General features: G+C 41.1%; 15 protein-coding genes and 1 tRNA gene. 6 read left to right on the top strand and 10 right to left on the bottom strand.

Going from position 1 to position 16,856, the window contains the following annotated elements; all coding sequences use genetic code 11:
* Positions 1–93: 93 nt before the first annotated feature.
* The 4 genes from J1N09_RS01445 to J1N09_RS01430 form a co-directional block, all read right to left on the bottom strand.
* Complete coding sequence (locus tag J1N09_RS01445) at positions 94–1,056, bottom strand: hypothetical protein (RefSeq protein ID WP_265197607.1); 963 nt, start codon at positions 1,054–1,056, stop codon at positions 94–96.
* Positions 1,057–1,321: 265 nt separating this feature from the next.
* On the bottom strand, positions 1,322–1,954 hold the full coding sequence (locus J1N09_RS01440) for a hypothetical protein (RefSeq protein ID WP_265197606.1): 633 nt from the start codon (positions 1,952–1,954) through the stop codon (positions 1,322–1,324).
* 160 nt (positions 1,955–2,114) lie between these two features.
* Positions 2,115–2,552 carry a JAB domain-containing protein gene (locus tag J1N09_RS01435; RefSeq protein ID WP_265197605.1) on the bottom strand — a complete coding sequence of 146 codons (438 nt, stop codon included), beginning with the start codon at positions 2,550–2,552 and terminating at the stop codon, positions 2,115–2,117.
* Complete coding sequence (locus tag J1N09_RS01430; RefSeq protein WP_265197604.1) at positions 2,549–3,748, bottom strand: site-specific integrase; 1,200 nt, start codon at positions 3,746–3,748, stop codon at positions 2,549–2,551. The genes J1N09_RS01435 and J1N09_RS01430 overlap by 4 nt, the downstream gene beginning before the upstream one ends.
* 111 nt (positions 3,749–3,859) lie before the next feature.
* Here J1N09_RS01430 and J1N09_RS01425 point away from each other — a divergent pair, with 111 nt between their 5' ends.
* Positions 3,860–4,267, top strand: a complete 408-nt coding sequence (locus J1N09_RS01425; protein ID WP_265197603.1) for a hypothetical protein — start codon at positions 3,860–3,862, stop codon at positions 4,265–4,267.
* Positions 4,268–4,487: 220 nt separating this feature from the next.
* On the opposite strand, the gene J1N09_RS01420 is transcribed toward J1N09_RS01425, so the two are convergent.
* From J1N09_RS01420 to J1N09_RS01395, 6 genes are all read right to left on the bottom strand, one after another.
* Positions 4,488–4,561 (bottom strand) — tRNA-Asp (locus J1N09_RS01420).
* Between the two features lie 287 nt (positions 4,562–4,848).
* Complete coding sequence (locus J1N09_RS01415; protein WP_265197602.1) at positions 4,849–5,778, bottom strand: DUF58 domain-containing protein; 930 nt, start codon at positions 5,776–5,778, stop codon at positions 4,849–4,851.
* A gap of 178 nt (positions 5,779–5,956) precedes the next feature.
* Positions 5,957–6,505: a ClpP family protease gene (locus J1N09_RS01410; RefSeq protein ID WP_265197601.1), complete on the bottom strand. Its 549-nt coding sequence runs from the start codon at positions 6,503–6,505 to the stop codon at positions 5,957–5,959.
* 141 nt (positions 6,506–6,646) lie between these two features.
* A complete protein-coding gene (gene trxA, locus J1N09_RS01405; RefSeq protein WP_265197600.1) occupies positions 6,647–6,967 on the bottom strand; it encodes a thioredoxin in 321 nt (106 codons plus the stop codon).
* A gap of 290 nt (positions 6,968–7,257) precedes the next feature.
* Positions 7,258–11,607, bottom strand: a complete 4,350-nt coding sequence (gene dnaE, locus J1N09_RS01400) for a DNA polymerase III subunit alpha (protein ID WP_265197599.1) — start codon at positions 11,605–11,607, stop codon at positions 7,258–7,260.
* A gap of 160 nt (positions 11,608–11,767) precedes the next feature.
* The gene (locus J1N09_RS01395) at positions 11,768–12,565 is read right to left on the bottom strand and encodes a DUF6252 family protein (protein WP_265197598.1); all 798 of its coding nucleotides are present in this window, start codon (positions 12,563–12,565) and stop codon (positions 11,768–11,770) included.
* 130 nt (positions 12,566–12,695) lie between these two features.
* On the opposite strand from J1N09_RS01395, the gene J1N09_RS01390 reads away from it, so the two are divergent.
* The 5 genes from J1N09_RS01390 (at position 12,696) to J1N09_RS01370 (ending at position 16,791) form a co-directional block, all read left to right on the top strand.
* A complete protein-coding gene (locus J1N09_RS01390; RefSeq protein ID WP_265197597.1) occupies positions 12,696–13,238 on the top strand; it encodes a 30S ribosomal protein S16 in 543 nt (180 codons plus the stop codon).
* A gap of 10 nt (positions 13,239–13,248) precedes the next feature.
* Positions 13,249–13,773, top strand: a complete 525-nt coding sequence (rimM, locus tag J1N09_RS01385) for a ribosome maturation factor RimM (RefSeq protein WP_265197596.1) — start codon at positions 13,249–13,251, stop codon at positions 13,771–13,773.
* Entirely contained in the window at positions 13,773–14,489 is a 717-nt protein-coding gene (locus J1N09_RS01380) for a tRNA1(Val) (adenine(37)-N6)-methyltransferase (RefSeq protein ID WP_265197595.1), read from the top strand. The genes rimM and J1N09_RS01380 overlap by 1 nt, the downstream gene beginning before the upstream one ends.
* 47 nt (positions 14,490–14,536) lie before the next feature.
* Complete coding sequence (locus tag J1N09_RS01375) at positions 14,537–15,715, top strand: acyl-CoA dehydrogenase family protein (protein WP_265197594.1); 1,179 nt, start codon at positions 14,537–14,539, stop codon at positions 15,713–15,715.
* Positions 15,716–15,888: 173 nt separating this feature from the next.
* Complete coding sequence (locus J1N09_RS01370) at positions 15,889–16,791, top strand: serine/threonine protein phosphatase (protein ID WP_265197593.1); 903 nt, start codon at positions 15,889–15,891, stop codon at positions 16,789–16,791.
* The last annotated feature ends 65 nt before the right edge of the window (positions 16,792–16,856 follow it).

Below are 16,856 nucleotides of genomic sequence, written 5' to 3'. Positions count from 1 at the left end.
ACCTGTCCGCGTTAATGATTGTGTTCTTAGAGTTATGGTACTTGCGGTATTTAACCAAATGAAGCGCTTAGCTATAGCCACTGTTAGGCAATGTTATTTCCTGATTTTTACTAGCTCAACTAAATTCGCTTCTTTATTAATTGAAATAAAATCTGACTCGGATTGTCCTAGTTTATCTTGCCTTTCTCCATATATCGTATTATCATCAGTCAAAAACTCTAAATCATCATTTATCGAAAACGCGTATCGATCCACTGAAGTTTTAAATAGTCCATCTTTTGAATAAGGATAATCCTTAAATTTTATTTCATTGTAATTGGCGTTTAACACATTGACAAACGCCTTTTCTGCATCGGCAATTATTCTTATTTCATCCTCTAGTTCTGTCTTACCTATTTCATCAAAATCCGACGACACCAAAATCTGTTTAAATTCGAGTGTGTATATTTTGAAAAAAAACATTATCATTTCGTCCGTTACTCTACTGCCCGTGGAAAGAGGATGTTCGTTAGATAAAATTCTTAGCCTTTTATCATGGGGTTTAATTATAAGTCTTTTAAAACTGTCATCTTTTTTTGAAATTCCAATATAATGAAGATTATATTTCGTGAATTTTCTAAAGTCATTCATGCCATGAATAAAAGGTTTTGATCTACCTAAATCGTGTAATATTTTTTCCGTAGTAAACCAATCTAAGATTTCTTTCGATTCCTTTCTTATTTTCCATATTCTGATTAGTTTATCACCAATTTCAATTTCAAAATCATCAATATCTGAAATATCAATATTTTGATAGTTTAGTAATTCTATTATATTAATCGATCCAAAAGTCGTTGAATCACCTGAGGAATAGGAGAATTCAATAATCTTATCATCCTCTATTTTTTGTACAACATCATTCGCGAAGTCGAATTTTGATTCCGGTTTCTGTGCGATGAAATATAAATTACTTTGCTTTAAACGCTCGATAACTTCAAGATCAGATTTTAGCCATTCAGCTTCTTGATTTGAAATTGGTGGATATACTAATTCTAAATTATGCAGTTGAGATCGCACTTATTTTAGTTTTAATTTAATTCTTTGATAATGGACATCTAAATAATCTAAAACAGGAATTAAATTTTTCAATTGCTAATATTGCCTAACGTCCACGGCTATGAATTCGACGCGCTTGGACAGCAGTTTTGGGTAGCTTTTTGCACCCAAAAGTGCTGCTGCGGGAGTGTCGGATGCGCCGTGAAATTAATTTAAGTGAAAAGTTAGTGATTTTAGCGCAAACCCCTGGCGTTGATTTATAGCCACTGTTGTGTGCTGGACTTTTTTATTCATTTTCGTTCAATAATTCCACATTAGAGAAGTCAAATGAGTTAACATTTTTTAGAAGCCCGCGTATTCTATTTAAATGAATTTCAATATTGTTATTCCAATCTTGCATTAAAAAACTTGAGTTGGTTTTTCCTAAAAGATGAAAAACAAAACCATAATTTTCTAACTGTTCAAAAAGTCCATTGAATTCATCAAAAAGATAAGTTTTCATTTTCATAATACGACCATCTTCTTCGAGTCGAATTAAGTACTTATGTTCCTTTTGTAATTTATCCACTAATTCCAAGAACTGTTCTATTCCGTTTTTGAGCTTGGAAACTAATAAATAAAGAAAAACCTGTCCTAATTCAGCTATTACACATATTCTTTCTTCTTCTACTACAACAAGTTTTGAATCGAGGTAGTTATCTCCAAAATGATGTTCAGCCAAATGTTCATCTGTGTAAATATCTCTGAAAGTCAAATTTTCAAAATGTTTTAGAGTTTCAAGATTTTCCCCACGAACTGCGTAGTGTTTTGGATTGAAACATTTATAAAATCCGTCATAATAGAAGTTTTGAGATAAATCAAATCTTCGTGTTAAAGCCTGATACAAAAGGCATACTTTATTATATTGTTCCTTTGTCATAAGAATGTTCTTTCAGTCTTGCACACAACTTGTTAAATATTCAATTTTTTTGCCCTTACTCATTAAAACATGCAGGATAATAACAATCTTCTACCGTCATTATCCTGCATGAGTAATCGCCACATAAATTTACACTAATTCTTAAACTTGTTGCGGTCACCTATAAATCACTTTCATCCGAGTAACTATAAAACCCTTCCTTCGTCATAATCAAATGATCCAGTAAAGTAATGTCACAAAGCTTTGTTGCTTGTTTTATTTTTTTAGTCAGACTATTATCATTTGCACTAGGCTTTAAATTACCAGAAGGGTGATTATGAGCTATTATAATAGAAGAGGCATTGGCCTTAAGTGCAGATGCTAACAATAGTTTAGCATCTACCACAGTGCCTGATACTCCTCCCTTAGACAGATTATAAATGCCTAATACATGATTAGATCGATTGAGTAACAACACCTTGAATTCCTCCTGCAATTCTATGGTATCTTTATTCCAGTTATCCAGTAGTGCTTTGTAGGCACCCTGACTGTCCGTAATTGTTATGCATTCCATTCCGTTGTTGGAATAGCTTAATTTTATTTCTCTTATTGTGTTCATTGATTTATGTTTTTAATTCTGTTAATTTCTTTACTAATACTTCTCTGTACTATCTTTCCATAACTCGCCTCAGTAGTCCTTATGCTGCTATGTCCTAATAATGCAGAGACTATCTCCATTGGCACATTATTATAAAGGAGCACAGTACTCGCAAAGGTCTTTCTAGCCATATGATGGGTAAGCTTCTTCGTGATTCCTACCACATCAGCTATCTCCTTTAGATACCCATTAAATCTTTGGTTAGAAATATTCTTAAACACCAACACCTCATCCTCATCTTTGTAGTTGTCAATAATCTCTAATGCTTTTGGTAGTAAAGGAATCTTATAGGCTTTCTTAGTCTTGCTACGATGTATCTTAAGCCATAAATTATCATCAAATTCAATTACTACATCTTCTTTTTTTAGTAGTGCCATTTCTTTATATGCAAGCCCAGTGTAGCAACAGAAAATAAAGAGGTCTTTTACCTTCTCTATTCTCGCAATTTGGAAGTGATGATTTTCCAACTTTTGTAGTTCATCTACAGTTAGGAATATCACTTCTTTCCGCACTGTTTTGTACTTAAATAGTAGGAATGGATCCTTACTTAAATAGTCTGCTGAAATAGCATAATTCACAACCTTCCTAAAGCGCTGTATAGCCTTATTCAGCGTGCTTTGAGCCATGTTCTTCTCTGTCTTAAGAAAGTAGCTGTAATCGTCTAAAAAAGCCTCTTTTAAGGACTTTATTTGAATGTCCTGACGCTTGTGTTTCCACTTAATGAAATCAGCCAAATGCTTATAGGATTCTTGGTACTTCTTATAGGTAACCAACTGTAAATCTTTACCTATCAATCGTTCTATTCTGGCTAAATATTCACGGTAAGTTTCAAGTACCTGTTTTTCATTAGTTGTAGTCTCACCCTTGTACCGGCTGTATACATCTTCAACTGTAAAAGATTCACCACTGACCTGTAAAAACAAAAAAGCCTGATACAAGTTGTTCTTGACCAGGCTCAGCTGTTGGTTGACGTAGGTGCTATCCTCAGAGGGTTCCACCTTTTGTTTCTTGGCATTCCAGCAATCAGGATTGATGAAGAGTCCTGTGGAGAATTCCTTGCGTTTGCTATTTAATGTTATTCTACATTTAACAGAGCTTCTATGTAATTTATTTCTTCTGCTGGACACAATCAGAAATAGTAATTTTATTTTATTCATAATAAATGGGTTATATTAATACTGTTTTAAAGCTTTAATTTATTGCTCCTTAAAATAATTGGATGTAATCATTTTTTGAGCTTGCCAACTTGAATTTAAACTCTTTATAATTTGGAAAGATTGGAAGAAACATACACTCTTGAAATGGAGTGGCTGGAAGCACAACAACTAGTTTTATATTTGGAAAAAACTGTCCATCACATTTGGGCTACCATACCAATGAAAAAATTTAAAATGGACAAATACAAAAAGAAAATGGCATCAAATGCCGATAAAATCAAAAGAGGCAAGCCAAACTTTTTTTCAAACTATGAGCAGTCTTATCTCGATGCAAAAGGTAAAGTCAATGGGTTGAAAAAGGAAATCTATGACTTAAATTATCAAAAAGAGATGTTGAACAAACTATATCTAAGGTTAGGTTTAATGTTTTATTCCTCTAGTAAGTTAATGCGAAATGCTACTGAAGAAAATTACGAGCGTTGGAATAAAAACCTTGATTGGAGAGATATTAGTAGTTAAAAAACCCTAATGTGCACACCTTTTCAAAAAAGCACACCTATAGGTACACCTTTTCTGTTGCAAAAACTTGTCAAAGTTGACTTTGGGAAATGAATTGATTGGAAACAAAAAAAGCCCATCCAAAACGGACAAGCTTCTCATTGGTTTTGTCATTCCGCACTTGATGCGGAATCTAAACCACTTCCTCCATTTAAGGAGGACAACACAACATCTTAGGTTGCGGTCTGGACGAGACTCGAACTCGCGACCCCCTGCGTGACAGGCAGGTATTCTAACCAACTGAACTACCAGACCAATTTTTCTCATCCTTCGAAGCTTCAGCGGAGAAGGACACTAACAACAGTTAATCCTAGAGAAAATTGCTTTTCAGCGAGGGCAAATATAAGACGATTTTTAGTTGTAGCAAATAAAAAAATTAAATAAATAGCAAAACTCAACCACCAAAATTCAAATAATACTCAATTCACAAAATACAATTCACTTAAGTCTAGAACCATTGAATTGGTCCGTAACTTCGGAAAGTTTGAAACTTTGGAATTTATTTGGGATTTGAAGGTTGTCGTTTGATCTTTTGATCACAATTAACCAAACTTCGATCTTTCCACCAGGTAAGTAGTCAAGATCTTATTAAACCCTTCATTGATATCTGCCCGAACGTATTTGATGCCGTACTGACCACACTTCAACTGTAGCTCGTTGAAATATCGGGAAACTGCCTCCTCGTAAGAATGCTTGATATTGTCGGCATATAAATTCACATACTCCCCCGTTTCAACATCCACAAATCGTTTCGGACGGTTACTGAAATCGAATTTCAGCTCCTTTTCCTTGTCATATGTGTGGAACAGCACCACTTCATGTTTATTGTATTTTAAATGCTGCAACGCTTCAAACATCTTCTGCTCCTCCATATCGCTTTGAAACATATCCGTAAAAAGAAAAACGAGGGAACGTCTTTTTAGTTTTTCAGCTATGAGGTGCAGATGCGAATAGGTCCTGGTTTGCTTGGATTTTGACGGTCGAACAATTGCCTCATTCAATTTACCTAACAACATCTGGTGATGCCGCTCACTACCCTTTTCCGAAGCATAGAATTCGTACTCATCGCTGTAAATACTCATCCCCACAGCATCGCGCTGCCGTTTCAATAAGTTCATAACGGCTGCAGCCGCAAGCGCTGAAAACCCGATCTTATTCAAAGAAGTAATATTAAACTCCCTGATCTTCGGATAGTGCATGGAACTACTGTTGTCCATCACCAGGTGACAGCGCAAATTGGTTTCCTCTTCGTAGCGTTTCGTATATAGTTTATCCGTCTTAGCGAAGAGCTTCCAGTCGATATGCTTGGTGCTCTCTCCGGTGTTGTAGATCTTGTGTTCAGCAAATTCAGCAGAAAAACCATGAAACGGACTCTTATGCAACCCGGAAATAAAGCCTTCCACCACCTGGGTGGCTAGCAACTCCAGGTTCTTAAACCCGGTAATTTCGTTTATTTCCTTTTCTATCTTCATTTTGTCACTTCGAGTGATCCGCCTTCGGCGGATCGTATCGAGAAGTCATTTATTAAATTGAAATCTCAAATCACCAAAACACAAATCTCAAATAAATCTCAATTTTCAATCTTCAATAATTGGAACTTGGGATTTGGAATTTATTTGTTTATTGAAAGTTGTTAATTGATAATTAATCTCAAGACTCAACTACCCCATCCACTATTCCGTATTCCACACTCTCTTCTGCTCCCATCCAGTGATCTCGATTGAAATCCTTCATGACTTTTTCGAAGGTTTGTCCGCAATTATTCGCTAATATCTGGGCGCTGAGTTCTTTGGTTTTCAGGATCTCCTGTGCTGTGATCTCGATATCACTGGCAGGTCCTCTTGCACCTCCACTAGGCTGGTGGATCATCACCCTGGCGTGTGGTTGGATAAAACGTTTTCCTTTCTCTCCTGCTGAAAGTAAAATACTTCCCATTGATGCACACAAGCCTGTACAAATGGTCGAAACCGGACTCTTAATTCCCCGTATCGTATCGTACATAGAGAAACCAGAAGTTACATAGCCACCCGGACTATTGATGTACAGTTTTATCTCATCGTGATTCAAAGAATCCAGATACATCAGGCGGTCTACCACGTGTTTGGCCGATTCATCATCAACCATTCCCCACAGGAATACCTTTCGATCGTTTAACAACTGGTTATCTATCTGGTCCTGAACCTTGTTTATTTTTTCCATGTTTTTTGTTCTATTAGGAGTAAGAGACCCCACTTTCCAGCGGGGTTAGTTCAATATTGAAAATCAATGATTTTCAATGTCACTAAGATAAAAAAAGGCCTGGCATTACGCCAAGCCTTTATCAATAATTTACGTCAAAGCTTAGTTCAATAGTGAATCTATCGCTTCTGTGTACACATTCTTGGGAGCTACACCTACCTGGCGTCCTACCAATTCACCGTTATTGAAGACCAATACGGTTGGTATGTTTCTCACACCGTACTTGGCAGCAAATTCCTGGTTCGCATCAACGTCTACCTTTCCTACTACTGCTTTTCCTTCATATTCTTCGCTTATCTGGTCGATGATTGGGCCAACCATTCTACATGGTCCGCACCACGCTGCCCAAAAGTCTACCATTACCGGCTTGTCACTTTTTAGTACAGTTTCATCAAATGTTGCATCGGTTATTTCTAAAGCCATTTTTCTAATTTATTTATGTTATGCAAAAATAGTCAATTTTTACAGCAAACCTTACAGCCATAACATTAGAATAGACAATGGCTGTATCATTTTTAATTATGCGGGCCCGTGAAGTAGTCGTGAAGTGTGCTTCGCTCTACTTCACGGCACTTCACGACCGGGCTTTCCGCGCTACACGCCTGCCCGCCGAAGCGTGCGAAGGCGGGGTAGCCTGCTTCAATCCCTGCCCGAGTATTATCTAATCCTGAGATCCTTAATCCACCGAAGCAGCCATTGGCTGCGAAGGAGGGCTAATTCAACTTATAGGCAAATTCGAGTTCCTTCAACTCTTCCAGTAACTCCTTGCTAATGGCGACTTTCTGTTTCCGGCTAGGCATGTTCAGTTTTAGCTCATCTTCTACATCGTACAAAGTGATGTGCAATTGTTTATCCCCTTTATGCATCTTTAGCAAGTCTTTCAATTGCCTTACTTTCTCTTTCTCAACGTCTCCAATAGGTATCTGAAGCGTTAGTTTTTTTGCCTGAAGCCCCATCACATCATGTAACAATTGTATATTGCTATATTGCAATCTAGGATCACCCTTCTTGCCGGTTTCCCGATTCACCCAACCTTCTCTAACAAATACGCGGGCGTAGATGAACGAATTCGGAATTAAAAGATGTCGGTATTTAAGATATTCTTCCCCGAAGATCTTAAACTCAAAGCTGTCATCGTAATCCTCAACAGTAAAGATCGCCCAACCTTTTCCTGCCTTGCTCTCCCTATGTTGTACATCGGAAACCACTCCTCCGAAGATTAGCTCCCTATTCACAAAGCGTTCCAGGTTATTGAAATCACTTACCTTACAATTACAAAAGCTTTCGATCTCTGTTTTAAAATCGTCCAACGGGTGGCCAGATATATAAATTCCCACTACCTCTTTCTCCTGCTTTAGTTTCTTCATGGTTCCCCACTCCTCACATGGAGGCACCTCGGGTTCTGGAATCTGTACTTCGCTGGCATCCCCAAACAAACTTACCTGGGACGAGTTCTGCGATTCCTGGTATTTAGCCGCATAACGAAGTACTTTTTCGAAAAACATTACTCCATCACCGTCCGCATGCATATACTGCGCCCTGTGTGTATCAAAACTGTCAAACCCTCCAGCCAATACAAGATTTTCAAAGGCCTTCTTATTCGCTGCACGTAGGTCAATACGCTTTGCCAGGTCAAAAATACTCTTGTATTTACCGTCCTTCCTATGCTCAACTATGGTGGCAACAGCATTCCCACCAACTCCTTTGATCGCTCCCATTCCGAAGCGAACGGCACCACGATCATTCACCGTGAACTTATAGAAAGATTCATTCACATCAGGCCCTAACACCTCCAGCCCCATGCGCTTGCATTCTTCCATAAAGAAGGTAACCTGCTTGATATCGTTCATGTTATTGGACAGCACCGCCGCCATATACTCTGCGGGATAATGCGCCTTGAGATATGCCGTCTGGTAGGCGATCCAGGCATAGCAGGTAGAATGCGATTTGTTAAAAGCGTAACTCGCGAAAGCCTCCCAGTCCTTCCATATCTTCTCGAGGATTTCCGCATCATGTCCGTTATTGGCAGCCTGGTCGATAAACTTAGGCTTCATCTTGTCCAATACCGCTTTCTGTTTCTTACCCATGGCTTTCCGAAGCACATCGGCTTCACCTTTGGTGAAGTTTGCCAGTTTCTGTGATAACAGCATCACCTGCTCCTGGTAGACAGTAATTCCATAGGTTTCCTTCAGATATTCTTCCATGGCCGGGAGATCGTAAGTAATCTCCTCTTCACCGTGTTTTCTTCGGATAAAACTAGGGATGTATTCCATCGGACCCGGTCTGTACAATGCGTTCATTGCAATCAGATCCGCAAAGACCGTTGGTTTCAGGTCTTTCATATGCTTTTGCATCCCTGCCGATTCATACTGGAAGATACCTACCGTCTCTCCCCTTTGGAACAATTCGTAGGTTTTTTCATCATCCAGTGGGAAGCTATCCGGATCCAGTTCCACTCCGTGCTTGTGCTTAACGATCTTCACGGTATCCTTGATCAGTGTCAATGTTTTCAAACCCAGGAAATCCATCTTAAGCAAGCCGGCACTTTCCACCACGGCATTGTCGAATTGTGTCACATACAGATCGGAATCCTTGGCCGTTGCTATCGGAACGTAATTCGTAATATTATCAGGGGTAATGATCACCCCGCAGGCATGTATTCCTGTATTCCTCACCGATCCTTCGAGTACCCGGGCCTGCTTTATGGTTTCTGCCTCAAGATCCTCGCCTTCGGCCAGGTTCAGCAATTCATTGACCTTCGGTAATTCATCATTTCTGAATTTCGCACGCAACTCCTGATCACTCAGGCCAAAGATCTTGTTCAGCTTGGTCATATTTGGTATGAGCTTCGCGATCCTATCGGCATCATTCAACGGTAGATCAAGTACACGTGCCGTATCCCGAATGGATGATTTTGCGGCCATGGTTCCATAAGTAATGATCTGAGCTACCTGGTTTGCACCGTACTTATTGATCACATAATCCATAACCTTACTCCTGCCCTCATCATCGAAGTCGATATCAATATCCGGCATACTGATTCGATCCGGGTTCAGGAAACGCTCAAAAAGTAAGTCGTATTTGATGGGGTCTATATTCGTTATCCCTAAGCAATAGGCAACAGCACTACCCGCTGCGGAACCACGGCCGGGCCCAACGGAAACTCCCATCTTCCTGGCTTCAGCTATGAAATCCTGGACGATCAGGAAGTATCCGGGGTAACCAGTATTGGCAATTACCTCAAGCTCAAAATCAAGTCGCTGTTTAATGTCCTCGGTAACTTCACCGTATCTTTTTTCGGCCCCTACATAGGTGAGGTGTTTCAGGTAGGCATTCTCGCCTCGTTTGCCACCATCCGAATCCTGACTGTCATAAAATTCTTCGGGTATGTCAAAATTAGGCAAGAGTACGTCACGCGCAAGTGTATAGGATTCAACTTTATCTATTACTTCAGAAATTGTGCCTATGGCGTCTGGTAAATCTTTAAACAACGCCTTCATTTCATCCTGGCTCTTGAAGTAGTACTCCTGGTTCGGCAAACCATATCGATACCCCCTGCCACGACCGATAGGCGTGGCTTGCTTTTCACCATCTTTCACACATAGAAGGATATCATGGGCATTTGCGTCCTCTTTATTGATGTAGTAGGTATTGTTGCAGGCTACGATCTTCACATGGTGCTTGCGTGCAAGTGCCATCAACGACTCATTAACTCGGCGTTCGTCCTCTTGTCCGTGTCGCATGATCTCCACATAGAGATCATTACCAAACTGCTCCTTCCACCATAGCAACGCTTCTTCAGCTTGCTTTTCACCTATATTGAGTAATTTGGATGGTACTTCACCATATAAGCTGCCGGTAAGTACAATTATATCTTCTTTATACTGCTCAACAACATTCCTGTCGATTCGGGGTACGTAATAAAATCCATCGGTATAGGCTATGGACGCCATTTTAGCCAGGTTGTGATAACCGTTCTTATTCTTAGCCAGTAACACGATCTGGTAGCCATTGTCTTTATGCGACTTGTTAGTGTGATCCTCGCACACAAAGAACTCACAGCCAAGGATAGCCTTTAGGGATTTGTCTTGTTCTTCTTCGGAAAGGGATTTGTTATAATCGTTTACAGCCTTTACGAAATGAAAGGCTCCCATCATATTCCCGCTGTCCGTTAGAGCCACGGCAGGCATATTATCTTCGATCGCGGCTTGCACCAGGTCTTTGGTAGAGGATGTGGACTGAAGTATGGAATACTGCGAGTGATTATGTAAATGAGCAAATGCGGTTTCCTTCAGTACAGCGATATTCTCGTCAATCTCTTCAGCTGAAACTGTTTGTGTCTCGGTGGCCTTTTCAAGTTCTTGCCGGATCTTTTCCGAAGCCTTTTTCAGATTCAAATGTTTTAAACCGATAAGCTCAATGGGCTGCGGATTGACTTCTGAATATCGGGTAAAATAATCAGGCTGCACATCCAGTTCTTCCGAAGTAAAGATTTCACGTCGAATCAATTCCAGGAAACAGCGCGTAGTAGCCTCCACATCGGCGGTGGCGTTGTGGGCTTCGGTAAAAGGTTGATGGAATAGGAACTGATGCAGTTCTGTAAGGGTAGGTAGTTTGAATTTACCTCCTCTACCACCCGGAAGCTTACACAATTCTGCCGTAGTTTCGGTACAGGTATCCAGTACCGGCATGGATTCGAATGGATTTTCGATCTCTAATCGATAGAATTCAGCACCCATTATATTGAGATCGAAATCCACATTCTGACCTACCACAAATTTCGCCTTCTCCAGTACTTTTAGAAAACGACCCATCACTTCTTGGAGTGGCGACCCTTGTTCCGTGGCCAATTCGGTGGAGATTCCGTGTATCTTTTCAGAATCGTAAGGGATGTTATAACCATCAGGGATCACGAGGTAATCCTCGTTTTCTATAAGCACGCCCATTTCGTCATGCAATTGCCAGGCTATCTGAACACAGCGTGGCCAATTATCGCTGTCACTTAAAGGAGCGTCGTATCTTTTGGGAAGTCCGGTGGTTTCCGTGTCGAAGATTAAAAACATGCGAAAGGCTTAGGTAATTAGGTCGAATTCCAGTAAAAGAATCCACAGAAGTAAAAATAGGATTTTAAGTGATTAACCTAAAGCAAAGTTACCAACAGATTGGGGTACTTATAAACAAAAAACCGGGCGCATGGCCCGGAGTATATTGTTTAAAGAATATTTAGTAATCAACCCTGGATTCGCCGTCGGTAATAATGTGATTTTCAGTATCGAAACGGAAGAATAACAAAGCCCTGTTGGCATTGATATAATTTACAGAAATGAATCCCGACTGTGCGACCTCTACCACACCGTCAATTGTAATAGCCGCGTCGAATCCTGGTGTGTCGATAGGATAATTCCCAGAAGGCGAATCCGCGGGTGCCTTAATTGTAATATTCGTATTGTCTACAAATCCATTGATCGTAAGAACTCCACTTACATTCTCCGCGGCCACCAGTTCCGTATTAAATGCTTCTCCATCCACAAAAGCATTCATATATCCTGCAGATGTATCATCATCGATTCCACCAAGAAGATAGTTCACTTCAAAAAAGACTCCTTTTTGCATGTAGATTGTATCAACACCAGGGTTTATGGCAACAAAATTGAATGTTCCAGTAATACTCTCGCAACTCGAACAGTGGTTTGTAATAGTTATTTTCCCTTCACCGGATGGGGAAGTTCTATATTCGCTTCCATCAGCATCGATAAAATAAGCGAAATTGGGCTGCTCTGCACCTAATAGATAGGTGCCCGGGTCCGCTCCACGTACATTTAAGGTAAGTTCACGATCCTGATCCGATCCCTTAAGCGAAATAGACCCGTTATCGTTCACCTGGCCTCTGATATCGATCGCCCTGAAAAATAAGCTGTCTATTTGTCCCTGGATAGCCGGACTGTTATTCTCTATATCTTCAGAACAACTGGAAGTAAAGAGCAGAGATAGCACGAATAGTGAAAGAAGTACTCGTTTCATAGTAATTTGGGTATAGGTTCGTGACAAATATAAAAGAAAAGTTTAATCTTTTGTATTTCAGCTAATAAATATGGTATCTTTGCCGTCCTTAATTATAACCGGGGTCGCGTACCTCATAACTTAATTATTTATGCCTGTTAAAATCAGATTACAGAGACACGGTAAAAAAGGAAAGCCTTTTTACTGGATCGTAGCGGCAGACAGCCGCTCCAAAAGAGATGGAAAATATCTCGAAAAACTAGGGACATATAATCCTAATGTAAATCCGGCCGAGATCAACTTAAACATTGATGGGGCGGTACAATGGCTTCAAAACGGAGCGCAACCCACAGACACCGCAAGAGCTATCCTTTCATACAAAGGAGCTATGATGAAAAAGCACCTTGCTGAGGGTGTTCGTAAGGGTGCGATAACTGAAGAGCAAGCGGAAGCGAAGTACAATGCATGGGTTGAAGAAAAAGCGAAAGCCATAGATTCAAAACGCTCTAAATTAGCCGATGTGAAAGCGCAGGCTAAAGCAGAGGCTCTGGCCGCTGAAAAAGCAGTGAACGAGGCACGTATCGCAGAAGCTACCGCAGAAGAAGCTGAAGCAACGGCAGAAGCAGAAGCGACTGAAGAAGGAGCTGAGGCTACGGCAGAAGCGACTGAAGAAACTGCCAAAGAAGAGGAATAAGCTTATAACGATGCAAAAGAAGGATTGCTTCTTCGTTGGCAAAATCGTTAAAAAATATAGCTTTAAAGGCGAGTTACTGGTTAAACTAGATACTGACGAGCCAGAACAATTCTTAGAAATGGAATCGGTTTTTGTTGAAAAACACAAAAATTTGATTCCATTTTTTATTGAATCCATTTCAATGCACAAAAGCGCCTTGATGCGCATTAAATTTGAGGACGTTTCCTCCGAAGCAGATGCTGATTCCCTAATGGGATCTGAACTTTATCTGCCTTTGAACCTGCTACCGAAACTTACCGGCAACAAGTTCTACTATCACGAAATCATTGGCTTTACGATAGTCGATACTGTTTTTGGTACAGTAGGGAGAGTTAAAAGCATTAATGACAGCACCCCCCAGGCTCTGTTCGAGATCGATCGTGATGGCACGGAGATATTGATCCCGATCTCCGACGCAATTATCCAAAATGTAGACCGAGAAGCCAAAACCATTACCATTCAGGCACCTGAAGGACTCATCGATATTTATTTGTAATGAACGAACCTTTCCGTTTTAAACAATTTACTGTCGAACAGGATCGCTGTGCTATGAAAATTGGTACAGACGGGGTTTTATTGGGCGCGTGGACCACTCTCGATCACAATCCCGGAAGTATCCTGGATATCGGAAGCGGAACAGGAGTGATCGCCCTGCAAATGGCGCAGCGGAGTACTGCCAATTCAATAGATGCAATCGAACTTGACCCGGACGCATTCGAGCAGTGCACCGAAAACTTCGAAGCATCTCCCTGGAAAGACCGCCTGTTCTGCTACCATGCCTCCGTGCAGGAATTCACTGCTGAAATGGACATGAAGTACGACCTCATCGTTTCAAACCCTCCCTTCTACAACGACGAGTATAAGTCGAACAACCCGGCACGGGATCTGGCAAGGTTCACAGACACACTGCCATTCGATCATCTTTTCCTTTGTGCCATTCAACTACTTGCCTGGGGTGGAAAATTCGCTGTTGTTGTTCCGAAGAAAGAACAGGAAAACATTGTAACTATCGCAAGTAAACATTCACTCCATCCAAATAGAGTATGCGAAGTTCGCGGCACGCCAGATTCCGAAGTAAAACGAGTCCTTATGGAATTCAGCAGGGAAAAATTCAGGTCTCCGATCCTTGAGAAGCTTATCATTGAAAATGACCGACATAACTACACCGATTCCTACCTAAACCTGGTGAAGGATTTTTACTTGAAAATGTAGGACAATCCCTCTGCGGTTTTTACCTTTGTAATCCAAAATTAGCTTCTATGAAACCCGATCTTTTCGAATCTCCCGATTACTATAATTTAGACGATCTTTTAACTGAAGAACACAAACTTATCCGAAGTGCCGCCAGGGACTGGGTAAAACGTGATGTTTCACCAATTATAGAAGAAGCTGCTCAAAAAGCAGAATTTCCTAAATCCATTATTCCGGGCTTAGCAGAAATTGGAGCTTTCGGACCCTACATTCCTATGGAATACGGCGGGGCCGGACTGGACCAGATCTCCTACGGAATTATAATGCAGGAGATCGAACGAGGTGACAGTGGTGTTCGTTCTACGGCATCAGTACAATCTTCCCTGGTGATGTACCCTATCTACAAATATGGTACTGAGGAACAGCGCAAAAAATACCTGCCAAAACTAGCAACAGGAGAATGGATGGGTTCTTTCGGGCTAACGGAACCCGATCATGGGAGTAACCCGGCTGGTATGGTGACAAATTTCAAAGACAAAGGTGACCACTACCTACTGAATGGGGCTAAATTGTGGATCTCAAACTCACCTTTCTGTGATGTTGCCGTTGTCTGGGCGAAGAACGAAGAAGGACGTATCCACGGATTGATCGTGGAACGTGGCATGGAGGGATTCAGTACTCCTGAAACACATAATAAATGGTCGCTTCGGGCATCGGCTACCGGTGAACTGATCTTCCAGGATGTAAAAGTTCCTAAGGAAAACCTACTACCAAATAAATCTGGTTTGGGTGCGCCACTTGGATGCCTGGATTCTGCCCGTTATGGAATCGCATGGGGTGCTATCGGTGCCGCTATGGACTGCTACGATACAGCTTTGAGATACGCCAAAGAGCGTATTCAATTCGGGAAACCGATCGCCGCCTTCCAACTTCAGCAGAAAAAATTAGCCGAAATGATCACAGAGATCACCAAAGCACAGCTACTTGCCTTCCGACTCGGTCAATTGAAGAATGAAGATCGCGCCAGCTCGGCACAAATCTCGATGGCCAAACGAAATAACGTGGAAATGGCCATCAAGATCGCCAGGGAAGCACGACAAATTCTCGGAGGAATGGGAATTACCGGGGAGTATTCCATCATGAGACACATGATGAACCTCGAAAGTGTGATCACCTATGAAGGAACCCACGATATCCACCTGTTGATCACAGGACTCGATATTACCGGTCACAACGCCTTCAAATAACTCCTATTATTTCATTCTGAACCTGCCCGTCATGTTGACGGGCATGATTCAGAATCTCTCCCAGGTATAGAATCTGAAGTAAATTCAGATTGACAATTGAATATTGCCAGACAGAATTCAATTCTTAATTTCCTGAAGTAGTTTCAAATTGTATCTTTAGGAAAACGAAATGCATGACCTCCAGGAGAAGATTTTCTCGTGCTTATAAGAACGCCAGGCGAGTTCCCTTCGACAACTCTTCTAAATTCATCATATTTAGTGATTGCCACCGCGGCGACAACAGTTTTGCCGATGATTTCGCCAATAATCGTAATACCTACTTCCACGCGCTTCAGCATTATTACGACCATGGTTTCACTTATTGTGAACTTGGCGACGGGGATGAACTATGGGAAAACCTTGAATTCAAGGCAATCCTGGAAGCACACAAGAATGTGTACAAACTGATGATGAAATTCTATGAGGAATGCAGGCTATACCGGCTGCTGGGCAATCACGATATGGTATACAAGAACCAGCGATATGTTGAAAAACACTTGCACAGTTATTTTAACAAAGTGACAAATGAGGACGTCCCCCTCTTCCCTGGAATAGAGTTTTCAGAAGGATTGATCCTGGAATATGAAGAAACGGGGCAGGAGATCTTTATGCTACATGGGCACCAGGCAGATTTTATGAATTATTCGGGCTGGAAACTTAACCGTTTTATGGTTCGGGCGCTGTGGCGACAACTGCAGATCTTCGGGATAGGCGACCCTACAAGCCCGGCAAAGAATTACCGTGAACTGAAGAAAGTGGAACGGCGGACCAAGAAATGGATCATAGAAAACGACAATATCTTCACAATTACGGGTCACACCCACCGGCCAAGATTCCCGGAACCGGGCGAAATTGCCTACTTCAACGATGGTAGTTGTGTACATCCAAGGAGTATCACCGGCCTTGAGATCGAGAATGGTGCCATTACACTCATAAAATGGCAAATTGCAACTACTGAAGACGGAATTCTGAAAGTGATCCGGGTGCCCCTGGAAGGGCCAAAACGGATCGTCGATTACAGGACAGAAAAGATTTAAGTAAATGAATTTCAGGGCCTGAGATTTCAACGCAGAAACCTTGGAAAGTACGTCAGGATTGCAGA

The organism is Aureitalea sp. L0-47, from assembly GCF_026126405.1.
Lineage (GTDB): Bacteria > Bacteroidota > Bacteroidia > Flavobacteriales > Flavobacteriaceae > Pukyongia.
Note: the sequence above shows the minus strand (reverse complement) of the source record. Positions and strands in the feature narration are given on the sequence as shown.